Raw genomic sequence first — 15791 nt, 5'->3', positions numbered from 1 at the left:
TCACGCGCGTGACCTACCTGAGCGCGCCCCCGCAGAACCCCTACCCGGCTCTCCGGCCGGTCCCGCTGCCGCCCGCCAAGCCGCGCAGCGGCGGGGCGATCGGGGCGATCGTCGGCATCTGCATCGCGGGCGTCGTCGGTCTCGTCGTCATCGCGTACCTCGTGTTCGTCCTCGGCGCGCCGAGCACGCTCGTCGCGACGGTGCTCGCGCTCATCCCGCTCACGCTCGTGCTGCTGGCGGTGCGATGGGTCGACCGCTGGGAGCCCGAGCCGCGCTGGGCGCTCTGGTTCGCGTTCCTGTGGGGCGCCGCCGTGTCGATCGCGATCGCGCTGCTCGTCGACCTCGGCGTGCAGATCGCGGCCGCGGTCCTCCACCCCGAGAGCGGCACCGACGAGGTCATCCAGGCCGTCGTGCAGGCCCCCATCGTCGAAGAGTTCGCGAAGGGCGTCGGCGTCCTCCTCATCTATGCGTTCGCCCGATCGCACTTCGACGGCCCCGTCGACGGTCTGGTCTACGCGGCGACCGTCGCAGCCGGCTTCGCGTTCACCGAGAACGCACAGTACTTCGGCATCGCGCTCCTCGAGGGCGGTGCCGAACATCTCGGCATGGTCTTCGTCATGCGCGGCATCTTCTCGCCGTTCGCCCACGTCATCTTCACGGCATGCACGGGCATCGCCCTCGGGCTCGGCGCGCGGCGCGGCGCCGGCGCGAGCATCATCCTGTGGTTCTTCGCGGGCCTCGTGCCGGCGATCCTCCTGCATGCCCTGTGGAACGGGTCGCTCGCGTTCGGCGACACCGCGATCCTGCTGTACTTCGTCGTGCAGGTGCCCATCTTCGCCGGCGTCATCGGTCTCACCGTCTACTTCCGACGGCAGGAGGCGAAGCTCACGCGTGCGCGGCTCGGCGAGTACGCGGCGGCCGGGTGGCTCACGCCCGGCGAGGTCGACGCGCTCGCGACGTCCGCGGGCAGGCGCCAGGCGATCAGGTGGGCGCGCTCGACGCATCCGCCGCGCGTCGCCGAGGTCAAGGCGCTCATCGCGGATGCCACGACGCTCGCCTTCAACCGGCAGATGATCGTCGCCCGCCGCGGCGACGTACGGCGCGTGCAAGACGAGCGCGAACTGCTCGACCGCGTCTCGCGGCGGCGGGCGGCACTGCTCACGCGGGTCTGAGCGCAACGTCGCGACGAGAGATGAGCGGCCCCGGCATGAAGAAACTCGTCGCCCCGGGGTGTGGCAGTGCCGACAGCCCTCCGGGGGCGACGAGTCTCTTCAGGCCTCCAGGGTGCATCGTGTTCGCGGTCAGCGCAAGACCCCCGCGGACATCCGTCCGCGATTGCGGCGACCCCGAGCCATCCGTTTGGATGGACTCATGACCGACACGAACAGCAAGCCCGAGATCGACGCGCCTGAAGGTCCCGCGCCCGAAGACCTCGTCATCGAAGACCTCGTCATCGGCGACGGGGCCGAGGCCACGCCCGGCTCCACGGTCGACGTGCACTACCTCGGCGTCGAGTACGACTCCGGCGAAGAGTTCGACTCGTCCTGGAGCCGCGGGCAGTCCATCAACTTCCCGCTGCAGGCGCTCATCGCCGGCTGGCAGGAGGGTATCCCCGGCATGAAGGTCGGCGGGCGCCGCAAGCTCACCGTCCCGCCGCACAAGGCCTACGGGCCTGCGGGCGGCGGCCACCGTCTGAGCGGCCAGACGCTCATCTTCGTCATCGACCTGCTCGGCGTGAGCTGACCCGATCGAGACGATCCGACGTGCGAACGTCGAACGGGCCGCCGGATTGATCCGGCGGCCCGTTCGACGTTCCGGGTCAGAGACCGGTGAGCGGAAGCGCCATCTCGAGGCGGCGCCCCTCGTCGGCGATGACCGCCTTCGACGGACCGTCGGTCGCCAGGATGAGGCGCGAGTTCACGGGCACCCGCGGGTCGCGGTAGCGGGCGCAGCGCGCGCGGACGTCGGCGGCGATCGCCGCGAGGCGGTCGAATGCGTCGGCGAGGCCCGTCGCGCGGAACGCACCCCTTCGGTAGAAGAGGATCCAGTCCTCGACGATCTCGACGTCGATGCCCGCAGCCTCGTCGATCAGGCGCGCCATGACGTCGGGGGTCAGCACATAGCGTGCGTCGGTGTCGTAGCCGATCGGCGCATAGAGGCGGAAGTGCTTGCGGAAGTCTCCCTCGAGGGTCAGCCGCTGATCTTTCAGCGGAACGGAAGGCAGATTGGACCGGAAGAACCCGTTGCCGGCCCTCGCGTCGAGCACGAGGTGGGGCAGCGGGGCGTCGAGACGGAACGCGGCGAACGCCCACGTCGCGGTCGGTACGAAGTCGTCGGGGTCGGCAGCGGGAGTCGAGAACAGCTCGCTCGCGCGCTGCGCAAGGTACGAGGGCGAGTCGTCCGACGACGGAGCATCGGCGGGCGCCCGTACCGTGTAGGCGTAGGTGCCCGCGTAGGCTTCGCGCTCGCTCGCGGGGAGCGGCACGAGCTCGAAACGACCGCGATCGCCTGCGCCGAGCACGATTCCGGGGAGTCGGAGGCGCTCCGCCCGGACGGTGCCCCGATTCGGCGGGCGGCGCGTCGGCTCGGGTGCGGTGCTGGTGACGGGTTCGACCGGCGAAGGGAGTTCGGGCACGGCCGAAAGTCTCTCACGCGGTAGCATCGACCCACTCGCGCCATCCCCAGCCGAGGCTCCCTGCAGCCGCACCCGACGACGAAAGGCCACGACGACGTGACCGACCGCCCTGCTCGCCAGATCCTTCCCGCGTTCGTGCCGTTCCTGGCGGCGAGCGCCGTCCACCTCGTGCTCCTCCACACCGGGCCCGGGTGGGCGATCACGGCGACGAAGGCGCTCCTCATGCCGGCACTCGCGGGCGCGGTGCTGGTCGCGACGCGGCGTCCGGGCGAGAAGGAGGAGTCCGGCGCGACGGATGTCTCGGGCTCGACACGCACGGATGCCCCGGCCGATGCGCGACGGGCGCATGCGCTCGACGGCATGGACGTCTCGGCCGACGATCGCGACCCGGATGCCGCAGGCGGTGAGGTCGAGGCATCCGCAGCCCTGCAGGGCAGTCGTGGGGCGCGACCGCCGCGACCGCAGCGACTTCCTCGACTTCCTCGACTTCCTCGACGGATGCTCGGCCTGCTCATCGCGGCCCTCGCTGCGTCGTGGGTCGGCGACGTGCTCCTGAGCTTCCCGGGTTGGTTCATTCCGGGCCTTCTCGCATTCCTTCTCGCGCATGTCTTCTACGTCGTGCTGTTCTGGCGCTGGTCGCGCGGCGAGCCGCTCGCGCGCCGTGTGCCCTTACGGGCGCTCGGTTACGCGGCCTGGTACGTCGGATTCGTCGTGCTCCTCGCCCCGCACCTCGGATCGCTCCTGCCGCCCGTCGCCGTCTACGGGTTCGTGCTCGGCCTCATGGCGGTGCTCGCAGCGGGCCGCGGACGGCTCGTCGCGGTCGGCGGCGCGCTCTTCGTCGTCTCCGACTCGGTGCTCGCGCTCGGGCGGTTCCTGCCCGACTACGGGTTCGCGCTCCACGACCTCACCGTCATGTCGACCTACCTCGCGGCCCAGGGGCTCATCGCGGCCGGCGTCGTGGTCGCGCTGCGCGAGCGGCCCGAACGGCCAGACGCGCACGAAAGGTCAGAGCGGCACGACCGGTCCCGCCCGCACGCAAGTGAGTCCTCCGCCGCCGAAGGGATTTGACGAATCCGGGCGGGGGAGACTACGGTCGCCGCATGGTTATCCGCTGGTATGCGTATGAGGTCGGCTCTGGAGGGGCCGCCTTCGCGCGCTGACGCCAGCACCCTTCCAGAGCCAACCGGGCAGACCAAGATGGTCTGCCTTTCGTCTTTCTCAGACGGCGGTCGGCCACCAGGGGTCTTCCGCCGGGAAACGGAACCCCATCATGACCACGACCCGCAACCAGCGCGTGACCGCGTTCACGACGCTGCCGTCGCCCGCCTCGCTCCGCGAGGAGTTCCCGCTCAGCGAGGCGAACGAAGACCTCGTGACGCGCTCGCGCGCCGAGGTCGAGCACATCCTGAGCGGCGAGGACGACCGCCTTCTCGTCGTCGTCGGCCCGTGCTCGGTGCACGACCCCGAGGCCGCCCTCGACTACGCCCGTCGCCTGGCGCCCGTCGCGCGGGAACTCGCCGACGACCTTCTCGTCGTCATGCGCGTGTACTTCGAGAAGCCGCGCTCGAACGGCGGCTGGAAAGGGCTCATCAACGACCCGGGCCTCGACGGCACGCACGACGTCGTCCGCGGCCTCCGCACCGCACGGCGCCTCCTCACCGACGTCCTCGACCTCGGCCTGCCGATCGCGTGCGAGTTCCTCGAGCCCGTGAGCCCGCAGTACATCGCGGACGCCGTGTCGTGGGGCGCGATCGGCGCCCGCACGACCGAGAGCCAGGTGCACCGTCAGCTCGCGTCGGGGCTCTCGATGCCGATCGGCTTCAAGAACGGCCCCGACGGCGACCTGCAGAGCGCCGTCGACGGCTGCATCGTCGCCCGCCGCGGCCAGGTGTTCTTCGGCGCCGACGACGAAGGGCAGGCCGCGGTCGTCGCGACGACGGGAAACCCCGCCGCCCACATCGTGCTCCGCGGCGGGCGCGGCGGCCCCAACTACGCCCCCGAGCACATCGCGGGAGCGTCGGCGAAGGCCGCGACGGCCGGCGTCGTCTCGCGCATCGTCGTCGACGCCAGCCACGCCAACAGCGACAAGGACCACGTACGTCAGGCGATCGTCGCCCACGAGATCGCAGAGGAGCTCCCCGCGACGCCCGCACTCGCCGGGGTCATGCTCGAGAGCTTCCTCGTGCCCGGCCGCCAGGACCTCACCGACGAGACGCGTTCCTCGCTCGTCTACGGTCAGTCCGTGACCGACGCGTGCCTCGGCTGGGGCGAGACCGACCGCGTGCTGCGCGAGCTCGCCGAGGCATCCGGGGCCCGCCGCGCGGGCGTGCGCGAACTCGCGGATGCGGCGGCGGCGCGCTGACCCGACACCGTTGCAGCTGCGGATGTCTCAGGGCAGACGCCCTGCGCCCGGCGCACCCCGGCCGGGCGCGGGGCGCCGTGGCGTCGAGCCTCCGGGCGAGCGACCCGGCGACGGCTCGGCGGTCTCGCGCACACGGTCGACGAGTTCGCGCCACGGGCCCGTGAGTTCGCCTTCGGGCACGGTCGCCTCGCGCTGGGGAGCACCGCGCCGCGGCCGGGCTCGCAGCGGATGCGGTAGACGAACCGGTCGGCGCCGGGGGAGGGCCTCGGCGGTCGACTCCACGGCACGCGCTCGATGAGCAGCAGCCAGTCGTCGGCGTCGGGCTGTTCGTCGACGTCGACCTGCCAGGTCAGCCGCAGGCCCGCGAGGCCCCCGCTTCGGGAGACGATGACCTCCATGCGGCCGATGCTACCCCTGCCGGCTCACCGCTCGGCAGGGTCGGCGACCGTGGGGTCGGGCTCGACGCCCACGGCCTCCCATCCTTCGACGATCGCGGATGCCTCGGCAGAACCCTGCCCGAACCGCTCGCGCGCCGCGCGGACCGTCTCGCCCGCGAACGCGGCGAAGTCGGCATCGACGTCGAGACGCCCCGACGTGAGCGCGTCGTACCAGACGCGCCCGACGTGCTCCCACGCGAACCCGCCGAGGCGGGTCGCGGCGAGCGCGAACGCGCGGTTGGGGATGCCCGAGTTGAGGTGCACGCCGCCGTTGTCGTCGCGCGTGCGGATGTAGTCGCGCATGTGGGCGGGCTGCGGGTCGCGGCCGAGCACGTCGTCGTCGTAGGCCGTGCCGGGCTCGAGCATCGACCGGAGCGCCCGACCTTGGACCTCGGGCGTGAAGACGCCTTCGCCGATGAGCCACGTCGCGGCACCGCTGTCTTGGCCGCGCGCGTACTGCTCGACGAGGGCGCCGAACACGTCGGAGACATGCTCGTTGAGGGCGCCCGACTGCCCCTGGTAGCGGAGACCGGCCGAACGCTCGGTGACGCCGTGCGCGAGTTCGTGGCCGATGACGCTCAGCGAGTCGGTGAACCCCGTGAAGACCTCGCCGTCGCCGTCGCCGAAGACCATGCGCTCGCCGTCCCAGAAGGCGTTGTCGTAGCGGTCGCCGTAATGCACGGTCGCTTCGAGCGGCATGCCCGCGCCGTCGATCGAGTCGCGGCCGAAGACGCGGTCGAAGAGCCGGTGGGTGTCGCCGAGGCCGTCGTACGCCTCGTCGACGGCGTCGTCGCCCGAGGCCGGCTGGCCTTCGCGCCGGACGAGCCGGCCCGGGAGCCGTTCTTCGCCCTGGGCGTCGGAGATGCGGCGGTCGGGCTGCGAGGGCGCGTCGGGCAGGATCGACGGCAGCCGGTCGGACGGGGACCGGTCGGCGCGATCGGATGTCTCGGACTCGCGCGCGAACGGCGGCAGCTCGCCGCTCTCGCGCCACTCGCGCACGGGCGCGTCGCGGATGAGCGAGCGGCGGGCGGCGTCGGCCGCGACGGGGTAGCGGTCGTCGGCGGCTTCGGCGATGCGCGCGAGCAGGTAGGGCGGGACGATCGCGTGCCGGTTCGGGGTCATGGGTCGATCGTGCCAGCACCCGGCGACACCGAGGCATCCGACGTGCCGTGCATCCGACGTGCCGAGCCGACGACTTGCCGCCCGCCGCCGGCCGTTGCGATGCTGGTCGCGTGTCCGCCGTCGCCGCCGTGCCGCCCGGGCGTCCGCTCGCGCCGCCGCCCGCCGTGCGCACCCACCCGGTCGCGCTCGTGCCTGCCGTGCTCGTGTGCGGCGCTGCCGTGCTGCTGTTCGGCTTCATGCTGCCGCTCGCGGGCTACGCGATGCTCGTCGGGGGCCTCGCGGCTGCGTGGTGGTGCGACCGCTCGGGCCGCACCGAGCGGCTACTCGCCGATCTCGCGCTCGTCGCGGTCGGGCAGGCGATCATCTCGACGATGCCGCTCGCGGCCGACATCTCCTACCCCGCGATGGCGCGGTTCGCGATCGTGCTGGGGTCGGCCGTCGCCGTGCCGTACCTCGTGTCGAGGTTCGTGTACCGCGACCGGGTCATCCGGTTCCCCTGGCGGACCGGCAAGCGCTGGAACCGCACGCAGTGGCTCTACCTCGTCTTCGTGACGCTCGCGGGCTGGCTCATCCTGCCGTTCTACTTCATCTCGTCGGGCGTCTATCTGAACTGGCCGACCGTGACCGAGCCGAGCGAGATCCTGCGGCTCTTCGCAGGCGTCAACGCCGTCGGCACATGGGACGAGCTGTTCTTCGTGTGCACGGTGTTCGCGCTCCTCCGGCGCCACTTCCCGGTCTGGCAGGCGAACCTCCTGCAGGCGGTCGTCTTCGTGTCGTTCCTGTGGGAGTTGGGCTACCAGTCGTGGGGGCCGCTGCTCACAATCCCGTTCGCGCTCGTCCAGGGGTGGACGTTCACGCTCACGAAGTCGCTCACGTACGTGCTCGTCGTGCATCTGCTCTTCGACGCGGTCGTCTTCAGCGTCATCGTCTACGCGCACAACGGCTGGCCGGCGATCTTCCTCCTGTCGCCATAGCGCGCGGATTGTAGGAATCCTCATGTGAATGCACCGAAAGTGTGCTGCAAATGAGGTCAGACCACAGACTTTCCGACAGAAACCGAGAGAGACTCTAATTTGGACAGCACGGAAGGCCGAAGGGCCTACGAAGCCGTTCGACCTCCGTCTTGACCGCCATTCCGGCGGGCGGGGGGACCCCACAAGGAGAACGACGGCACCATGAGCACCACCCACCAGGCCACGCGCACCACCACCGACCACGACGACGCGGACCGCACGCCCCAGGCGTGGCACTGCTTCGAGCCGGGGCCCTGGCAGGACGGCATCGACGTCCGCGACTTCATCCAGCGCAACTACACGCCGTACCTCGGCGACGGCTCGTTCCTCGAAGGCGCGACCGAGCGCACCACCCGCATGTGGGAGAAGCTCACGGCGATGTTCCCCGCCGAGCGCGAGCGCGGCGTCTACGACATCGACCCTGCGACGCCCGCAGGCATCACGGCCCACGAGCCCGGCTACATCGACCGCGAGAACGAACTCATCGTCGGCCTCCAGACCGACGCCCCGCTCAAGCGCGCCATCATGCCGAACGGCGGCTGGCGCATGGTCGAGGGCGCCCTCGAGACGTACGGCTACCCCGTCGACGAGACCCTCAAGACCTTCTACACCGAGCACCGGAAGACCCACAACCAGGGCGTGTTCGACGCCTACCCGCCCGCGGTGCGCGCGGCGCGCTCGTCCCACGTCATCACGGGCCTCCCCGACGCGTACGGCCGCGGCCGCATCATCGGCGACTACCGGCGCGTCGCCCTCTACGGCGTCGACGCGCTCATCGCGCAGAAGAAGCTCGACAAACTGACCTTCGACACCCAGCCCTTCAGCGAGGACGTCGTCCGCAACCGCGAAGAGCACGCCGAGCAGCTCCGCGCCCTCCAGGAGCTCGCGAAGATGGCGGCCTCGTACGGCTACGACATCCGTCGACCCGCCGAGACCGCGCGCGAAGCCGTGCAATGGCTCTACTTCGGCTACCTCGCCGCGGTGAAGGAGCAGAACGGCGCCGCGATGTCGCTCGGCCGCACGACGACCTTCCTCGACGTGTACATCGAGCGCGACCTGTTCGCCGGCATCCTCACCGAGCGCGAGGCGCAGGAGATCATGGACGACTTCGTCGTGAAGCTGCGCATCGTGCGATTCCTCCGCACCCCCGAGTACGACGAGCTGTTCTCGGGCGACCCGACGTGGGTCACCGAGACGATCGGCGGCATGGGCGAAGACGGGCGCACGCTCGTCACGCGGAACTCGTTCCGGATGCTCCAGACCCTCCGCAACCTCGGCCCGGCCCCCGAGCCGAACCTCACCGTCCTCTGGAGCGATCGCCTCCCGCAGGGGTTCAAGGACTTCTGCGCCGAGCTGTCGATCGAGACGAGCGCCGTGCAGTACGAGTCCGACGAGCACATCCGAAGCTCGTGGGGCGACGACGCCGCGATCGCGTGCTGCGTGTCGCCCATGGCCGTGGGCAAGCAGATGCAGTTCTTCGGCGCGAGGGTGAACCTCGCCAAGACGCTGCTCTACGCGATCAACGGCGGACGCGACGAGATGAGCGGCAAGCAGGTCTCGCCGGCGTTCCCGTCCGTCGAGGCGGGCCGTCCGCTCGACTTCGACGACGTGCGCGCACGGTTCGACCGCACGATGGACTGGCTCGCCGCGACCTATGTCGAGGCGCTCAACGTCATCCACTACATGCACGACAAGTACTCGTACGAGCGTCTCGAGATGGCCCTTCACGACAAGGAGGTGCTGCGCACCATGGCGTGCGGCATCGCGGGCCTCTCGGTCGCGGCCGACTCGCTGTCGGCGATCAAGCACGCGACCGTGATGCCGGTGTTCGACGAGCGCGGCGTCGTCGTCGACTACGAGATCGACGGCGAGTACCCCGCCTTCGGCAACGACGACGACCGGGTCGACGACCTCGCGGTCGAGCTCGTCGAGGCGTTCATGGCGAAGATCCGCACCCACAAGACCTACCGCGACGCGGTGCCGACGCAGTCGGTGCTGACGATCACGTCGAACGTCGTGTACGGCAAGAAGACGGGCTCGACGCCCGACGGCCGCCGCGGCGGCGAGCCGTTCTCGCCGGGCGCGAACCCCATGAACGGCCGCGACACGCACGGGATGCTCGCCTCGGCGCTGTCGGTCGCGAAGCTCCCGTACCGCGACGCGCAGGACGGCATCTCGCTCACCAACACGGTCGTGCCGGCCGGTCTCGGCCGCACGCTCGACGAGCAGACCGCGAACCTCGCCGGGCTCCTCGACGCGTACTTCGGCGAAGACGGCTACCACATGAACGTCAATGTGCTGAACCGCGAGACCCTCGAGGACGCCATGGCGCACCCCGAGAACTACCCGCAGCTCACGATCCGCGTCTCGGGCTACGCCGTCAACTTCGTGCGCCTCACGCGCGAGCAGCAGCTCGACGTGCTCGCCCGCACGTTCCACCAGGGCTGACCGAGGCATCCGTCATGACCATCGCGCAACTGCCCTCGACGGGCGCGCGACCGGATGTCTCGGAGCCGGCCCCGTTCGCCGCGCCGCGCCCGGCCGCCGACCCGCTGCGTGAGGCCCGCCTCGCGGGCCTCCGCTCGGGCGAGCTCGGCTCGGTGCACTCGTGGGAGCTCGTGACCGCGGTCGACGGCCCCGGCACGCGCATGACGCTCTTCCTCGCGGGGTGCCCCCTGCGGTGCGTCTACTGCCACAACCCCGACACGTGGTTCGCGCGCGACGGCCGCATCACGACCGTCGACGAGATCGCGAAGAAGCTCGACCGGTACCGCCGCGTGTTCGACGCGACGGGCGGCGGCCTCACGATCTCGGGCGGCGAGGCGCTCATGCAGCCCGCGTTCGTCGCGCGCCTCCTCGAGGAGTGCCGGGCGCGGGACATCCACACGACGCTCGACACGTCGGGATTCCTCGGAACCGCAGCGACCGACGAGATGCTCGATGCGACCGACCTCGTGCTCCTCGACGTCAAGTCGGGCCTGCCCGACACCTACCGCGCCGTCACGGGCGCCGAGCTCCAGCCGACGATCGACTTCGGCGACCGGCTGTCGGCGCGCGGCACGAAGATGTGGGTGAGGTTCGTGCTGGTGCCCGGCGTCACCGACGCGTTCGACAACGTCGAGGCCGTCGCCGACATCGTCGCCCGCTGGTCGACGGTCGAGCGCGTCGAGGTGCTGCCCTTCCACCAGATGGGCGCCTCCAAGTGGGAGCAGCTCGGGCGCGAGTACACGCTCGAAGACGTCCGCGCGCCCGACGACGCGCTCGTCGAGCGCGTGCGCGGGCAGTTCCGCGCGCGGGGGTTCGAGGTCTACTGAGGCCCGGCGCGGCGGGCGGATGTCTCGTCAGCCTCGCGTCTCGACGGATGCCCCGTGCTCGGCGAGCCAGTCGAGCAGCACCGTCACGTGGTTGACGCGCTCGTCGCGCGCGCCGTACACGAGCGTCACGCGGTCGTGCTCGCGCCCGAGCGAGACGAGGGCCTCGGCTGCGGGGTTGCCGTCGAGTTCGGCCCGATACGCCGCGGCGAAGCCGTCGAACCCGTCGTCGGTCGCCATCCGGTCGCGGTGCCACTCGGTGCGGAGCGCCGCCGAGGGCGCGACGTCCTTGTTCCACACGTCGAGCTCGGCGCGCTGTTTCGAGACGCCGCGCGGCCACAACCGGTCGACGAGGACGCGGTATCCGTCCGACGATTCGGCGGGATCGTAGACGCGCTTGAGGGTGAACGACACGGCTTCAAGTGTGGCGTGTGCTCGCCGGCGCCGCACGGTTCACAAGGGTGCCCGGCCGGACTGCCGAGCTCCGGCGGTCGAGCGGGCGGCGAAGACGATCGCGGCGGCGCTGCCGAGCCATCCGAAGACTCCGAGTGCGAACGCCGCGACGACCTGCGGCGACACCGCTCCCCGGTACAGCCACGTGATGACGACCGCGATCCCGACGACGAGGTATGCGCCGATCGCCCATTTGGTGGCCCCGGTCAGGGCCCCCGCGACCGTGCCCTGCGGGCTGGGCGTGCCGTCGGGCGCTTCTCTGCTCGTCGCGGCGAAGCCGAGCACCGACGCCGTCCGAGTCGCGAGCAGCGTTGTGATCGCGCCGGCCGCCGAGGTGAGACCGCTGCTGACGGCGACCTGGTCTTCACCCGTGGCCGGTTCGGTCAGCAGGGTCTGGAGAATCACGAACGCCCAGATCACGACGAACGCCGCGATGATCGCGAACGCGATGAACGCGAACACGCTCTCGCGCGGGTCACGTCGATCCGTCACTTCGACCCCCTCCCGCCTTCGAAGACGATCCCGGCGGCACCGACGAACCAGCCCACGATCGAGAGGGCGAACGTGGTGACGATGTCGGGACTGTCTTCCGTCCAGTCGAGGACGAGCCAGACGACGAGCACGGCGAGGCCCACCAGGACGTAGAACACGATCGCCACGATCACGCGCCAGTTGAGGTTGTGAGCGACCTCGGTGAGACTCACCGTCGGCGACGACGGCGAGACCAGTGCGGCGAGTTCGTGCTCGGCCTGATGCGCCTGATCGGCCGCCCGCTGTTGCCGCGCGGCCGCGTCGGTTCCCGTGGGAGCCGCTTGGCCGTCCACGCTCCGGACTTCCGCCATCGCCTGATCGTGTCGGGTCACGATCGCGCGCACCTGCTCCATCGCCGCTGCACCGTCGACGAGGTCGGGATCGGACTGGTCGTTCTTCACGTCGGCGATCTTCGAGCCGATCGCAGCCGAGGTGATGCTCGCGAGCAACGTGCTCACGGCGCCCGCGGCGACGACGAATTCGCCCGTGATCTCTTGTCGGTTCGCGGCGAGGATCAGGATCCAGATCCAGATCGCCACGAAGAGCCCGACGGTGACGATGGCGATGAATCCGAGCACACTGTCTCGTTCGTCGTTCACGTCGGCTGTTGCTCCACGCTGCGCGGCGGCCACGTTGCCTCCTCCTCAACCGAAAAACTGAGGGATGCTCGGAATATATCGCGCGCGTGGAATCGGAGGATTTCCCCCATTCGGGGGTCGCGCGCCGGGTCGAGGTTCCTCGCTCAGGCGTTGGATCAGGCGTTTGATCAGGCCGCGAGCGCAGCCGCCCGTTCTGCGACGATCTGCCGCACCGCCTGCCTGCCTGCGCGGTTCGCTCCCACCGTCGACTGGCTCGGCCCGTACCCGATCAGGAACAGCCGCGGATCGTCGGTCGAGCGGGTGTCGGCGACGCGGAAGCCGCCCGCGGGCGTGCGGAGCTTGAGCGGCGCGAGATGGTCGAGCGCGGGCCGGAACCCCGTCGCCCACAGGATGACGTCGGCGGGCTCGAACGAGCCGTCGGGCATCCGCAGCCCGGTCTCCTCGGCACGGGCGAACATCGGATGCCGCACGAGCACGCCGCGCGCCTCGGCGGCCCGCGCCCACGGCGTCCAGTGCATGCCCGTCACACGGATCACGCTTCCGGGCGGGAGCCCCTCGCGCACGCGCGCCTCGACGCCCGCGATCGCGGCGGTCCTCGCGGGGATGTCGAAGTCCTCCTCGACCCACACGGGCTCGCTCCGAGTCATCCACAGCGTGTCGGCGACGTGCGAGATCTCGTCGAGGAGCTGCACCGCCGAGACCCCCGCGCCCACGATGGCGACGCGCTTTCCGCGGAACTCCTCTGCCGACACGTACTCGGCGGTATGCAACTGGCGGCCCGCGAACCGGTCGAGACCGGGGTAGTAGGGGCGGAAGGGGCGCGTCCACGTGCCGGTCGCGTTGATGACGTACCGCGCCGCCCAGGTGCGCGGGCCCGACGGCGCCTCGGTCTCGACGAGCAGCCGCCCGTTCGGGTCGTCGTCCTCGCGGCGCACCGCGCGCACGCGCACCGGTCGTTGCACGTCAAGCGCGAAGCGCTCCTCGTACTCGGCGAAATACGGCGGCAGGATGTCTCGGCTCGACGCCTGCGGATCGGCGGGCGGCACGGGGAAGCCCGGCAGTTCGTGGATGTTGTTGACCGTGCCCATCTTGAGCGACTCCCAGCGGTGCTGCCACGCGCCGCCCGGGGCGTCGTTCGCGTCGAGCACGACGAAGGTGCCCGCTGCCGCGACCACCGCGCTCGCCGCAGGCGTGGCGCCCGAGGCATCCGGTGCCTGCGAAGCATCCGCCTCGCTCACCGGCACGAACCCTGACCGACGCAAGTGATACGCGGCCGACAAGCCGGCCTGGCCGGCGCCGATCACCGCCACATCCACCGGGGTCGCACTCACACCCCTCGGAACACTCCTGACGGGGCGCCTATTCCGGCGCCCGGCCGCAGCTCAGCGCGCGTCGACCTCGAAGCCGAACTGCACGCGGAACTCGACCTCGTTGTTGCCGAAGTCGATCGAGTGCGCCCAGCGATACCGCCCGCCGAATCGCTGGACCCGGGTCAGGATGTCGCCGACCGTCATGGTGAACTCGTGGTCGGCGGTGTCGTTCGGCGAGAGGGAGTCGTGCTCGCTCGTGTGCACGGTGAAACGCACTACCGTCGCCGGATCCGCACCGAGATCGAGCGACTTCACCTCGTCGGAGCGGAACGTCTTCGACCACCCCGGGCGAACCTCCAAGGCGCTCTGGAAGAAGCCGGCGCTCCAATCCGCCACCTTCCACGTCGGTCCGCCGCCGACCTGTACCGCGAGCCGGAGCTCGACGACCTCGGCACGGTCCTCGGAGCGGTTGTCCTTCCATTCGTTCGGTCCGCTCGCGGACTCGTCCGAGAAGAGGCACGTGAAGGTCGTCGTTGCGATTCGCATCTTCGCGGACCTCTTCACGCGCTGCGTCGTCTTCTCGACATCGTCGGGGGAGTACCAGACCGTCTCGCTCGCGACGGAGCCGTTCTCCATCGCGAAGCCCTCCGAGAGCGCGAGCGTCCCGTCGGTCCCGAGGATGAGACGCTCGATGCGTGCAGACGTCGATCCGTCGATCCGCTTCGCGGTGAAGAGCCGCTCCTCGAGCTCGCCGCCCGTGTGTGGGAACCCACTTCGGATCGCGAACTCCTGAGGGGTCACGCTGAGGAAGAGACGCTTGCCGGGAACCTGGCGACCCCACAGCACCTCGCGCGTGCGGCGGTTGCGGAGCGCGATCTCATCGCCCGCAGCCGTCACGACGATCTCCCCAGACGGCTCGATCCAGGTCTCCTCGTGCACGTCGACCGGCGTGAAGAGGTGGGCCGCCACCGGTGCGCTCGCGTCGAAGAACTCGCCCCATTCGACGAGTCCTGACGCAACGGTCGACTTCATGAGGGACTCCGAGCGATTGAACACGTCGTCTCGTCGACGGGTGAACTTCGGCGGGACGCCGAACGCCGACTTGTCGGAGGTCTCGTTCGTGTCGGGCTTCTCGGCATCGGTGTAGGTGTAGATCACCCCTTTCAGTGCGCCCTTCTTGTGCTGCAGGGCGAAGGACGTGAACGACTCGTCGACGTCGGTGATCGTGATCTGCGACATCCGCCACGCCACACTGGCGGCGGGCATGTGCTTGGCGTAGAGCCCGTAGGTGCGGACGGTCGCCTGGTAGTCGTCGCGGTAAGCGGACGTGTTCGCGTCGCTGCGCCGCTCGGCCCACAGCACCTTCAGCCGCAGCAGCGCGAGATGGGCGTTCGCGATCGGCATGAAGAACGGGAGCGTGTAGTAGGCGAGCGCCGGATCATCGGGCATGAAGTAGGTGTCGATGTTCTCGCGCACATGCGTCTCACGGCTCACGAGTTCGGCGATGTAGCTCGACGAGCCCTCGTCGTGCAGGAGGGCGAGCTTCGCGACGCTCGCCTTGAGCGCGTCGAGCTTGACCTTCAGGAGGTCACGGCGCTCGTCGACCTTCGCGGTCCAGATCTCGTGCGCGACCTGGCCGCGGATCAGCTCCCAGACGGGTGGCTGCTCGTCTTCGACCTCCCCGAACGCGGTGCCGAGGAGCTTCTCGAGCACGAAGGACAACGGGGTCCCGACGACGGGCACCTCGCCGACGGCGATCGTGGCGATCTCGCCGATCACGTGGCCGACCGAGATCAGGTTCTGCGTGTCTTCGTCGGTCACGGTCGGGGCTCCTTCGTCGCGGTCGGCAGCGGATCGCACGCCGAACGAGCACGGCACGATCCGCGCCACCCTATCGGTGACGCGATCGTCGGCGCGGTTCCCAGAACTGGGGGAGGCGCCCGGCGCCCGAATCGAAGTACGCGCCCTGCTCTGCTAGACTCTTGAGGTTGCCGTGAAACGGCCGCGCATTAAGAGAG

General features: G+C 70.3%; 15 protein-coding genes and 1 pseudogene. 7 read left to right on the top strand and 9 right to left on the bottom strand.

The genetic code is table 11. The annotated features are described in order from the left end of the window. Positions 1-8: 8 nt before the first annotated feature. Both ET445_RS14620 and ET445_RS14615 read left to right on the top strand, forming a co-directional pair. Positions 9-1172: a PrsW family intramembrane metalloprotease gene (locus ET445_RS14620; RefSeq protein WP_129191924.1), complete on the top strand. Its 1164-nt coding sequence runs from the start codon at positions 9-11 to the stop codon at positions 1170-1172. Between the two features lie 199 nt (positions 1173-1371). Next, positions 1372-1743 carry an FKBP-type peptidyl-prolyl cis-trans isomerase gene (locus tag ET445_RS14615; RefSeq protein WP_129191923.1) on the top strand — a complete coding sequence of 124 codons (372 nt, stop codon included), beginning with the start codon at positions 1372-1374 and terminating at the stop codon, positions 1741-1743. 76 nt (positions 1744-1819) lie between these two features. Here the strand turns inward: ET445_RS14615 and ET445_RS14610 are convergent, their stop codons facing one another. After that, a complete protein-coding gene (locus ET445_RS14610) occupies positions 1820-2635 on the bottom strand; it encodes a hypothetical protein (RefSeq protein ID WP_129191922.1) in 816 nt (271 codons plus the stop codon). Between the two features lie 96 nt (positions 2636-2731). Between ET445_RS14610 and ET445_RS14605 the strand changes: the two genes are divergently transcribed. After that, entirely contained in the window at positions 2732-3703 is a 972-nt protein-coding gene (locus tag ET445_RS14605) for a lysoplasmalogenase (protein WP_129191921.1), read from the top strand. 202 nt (positions 3704-3905) lie between these two features. After that, a complete protein-coding gene (locus ET445_RS14600) occupies positions 3906-4997 on the top strand; it encodes a 3-deoxy-7-phosphoheptulonate synthase (RefSeq protein ID WP_129191920.1) in 1092 nt (363 codons plus the stop codon). Positions 4998-5024: 27 nt separating this feature from the next. Here the strand turns inward: ET445_RS14600 and ET445_RS17640 are convergent, their stop codons facing one another. The 3 genes and pseudogenes from ET445_RS17640 to ET445_RS14590 form a co-directional block, all read right to left on the bottom strand. Then, positions 5025-5177 (bottom strand): hypothetical protein, encoded by a 153-nt coding sequence (locus ET445_RS17640; protein WP_208008427.1) that lies wholly within the window; start codon positions 5175-5177, stop codon positions 5025-5027. 89 nt (positions 5178-5266) lie between these two features. Then, positions 5267-5395: pseudogene (locus ET445_RS18505) on the bottom strand (protealysin inhibitor emfourin); the annotation flags it as partial. A gap of 24 nt (positions 5396-5419) precedes the next feature. Then, entirely contained in the window at positions 5420-6556 is a 1137-nt protein-coding gene (locus ET445_RS14590; protein WP_129191919.1) for a M4 family metallopeptidase, read from the bottom strand. 110 nt (positions 6557-6666) lie between these two features. On the opposite strand from ET445_RS14590, the gene ET445_RS14585 reads away from it, so the two are divergent. The 3 genes from ET445_RS14585 to pflA all read left to right on the top strand — a co-directional run bounded on the left by ET445_RS14585 (position 6667) and on the right by pflA (position 10883). Beyond that, entirely contained in the window at positions 6667-7530 is an 864-nt protein-coding gene (locus tag ET445_RS14585) for a CPBP family intramembrane glutamic endopeptidase (protein ID WP_424922854.1), read from the top strand. A 201-nt stretch (positions 7531-7731) separates the two neighbouring features. Continuing rightward, positions 7732-10017, top strand: a complete 2286-nt coding sequence (gene pflB / locus ET445_RS14580) for a formate C-acetyltransferase (RefSeq protein ID WP_129191918.1) — start codon at positions 7732-7734, stop codon at positions 10015-10017. Positions 10018-10031: 14 nt separating this feature from the next. After that, complete coding sequence (gene pflA / locus ET445_RS14575) at positions 10032-10883, top strand: pyruvate formate-lyase-activating protein (protein WP_129191917.1); 852 nt, start codon at positions 10032-10034, stop codon at positions 10881-10883. A gap of 27 nt (positions 10884-10910) precedes the next feature. On the opposite strand, the gene ET445_RS14570 is transcribed toward pflA, so the two are convergent. From ET445_RS14570 to ET445_RS14550, 5 genes are all read right to left on the bottom strand, one after another. Continuing rightward, on the bottom strand, positions 10911-11294 hold the full coding sequence (locus ET445_RS14570; protein ID WP_129191916.1) for a DUF488 domain-containing protein: 384 nt from the start codon (positions 11292-11294) through the stop codon (positions 10911-10913). A gap of 39 nt (positions 11295-11333) precedes the next feature. Beyond that, positions 11334-11825: a hypothetical protein gene (locus ET445_RS14565; protein ID WP_129191915.1), complete on the bottom strand. Its 492-nt coding sequence runs from the start codon at positions 11823-11825 to the stop codon at positions 11334-11336. Further along, complete coding sequence (locus tag ET445_RS14560; RefSeq protein WP_129191914.1) at positions 11822-12496, bottom strand: hypothetical protein; 675 nt, start codon at positions 12494-12496, stop codon at positions 11822-11824. The genes ET445_RS14565 and ET445_RS14560 overlap by 4 nt, the downstream gene beginning before the upstream one ends. A 134-nt stretch (positions 12497-12630) precedes the next feature. After that, positions 12631-13773: an FAD-dependent oxidoreductase gene (locus ET445_RS14555; protein ID WP_424922889.1), complete on the bottom strand. Its 1143-nt coding sequence runs from the start codon at positions 13771-13773 to the stop codon at positions 12631-12633. A gap of 72 nt (positions 13774-13845) precedes the next feature. Next, positions 13846-15594 carry a hypothetical protein gene (locus tag ET445_RS14550; protein ID WP_129191912.1) on the bottom strand — a complete coding sequence of 583 codons (1749 nt, stop codon included), beginning with the start codon at positions 15592-15594 and terminating at the stop codon, positions 13846-13848. Between the last annotated feature and the right edge of the window lie 197 nt (positions 15595-15791).

This window comes from Agromyces protaetiae (genome assembly GCF_004135405.1).
Classification (GTDB): Bacteria; Actinomycetota; Actinomycetes; order Actinomycetales; family Microbacteriaceae; genus Agromyces; species Agromyces protaetiae.
Note: the sequence above shows the minus strand (reverse complement) of the source record. Positions and strands in the feature narration are given on the sequence as shown.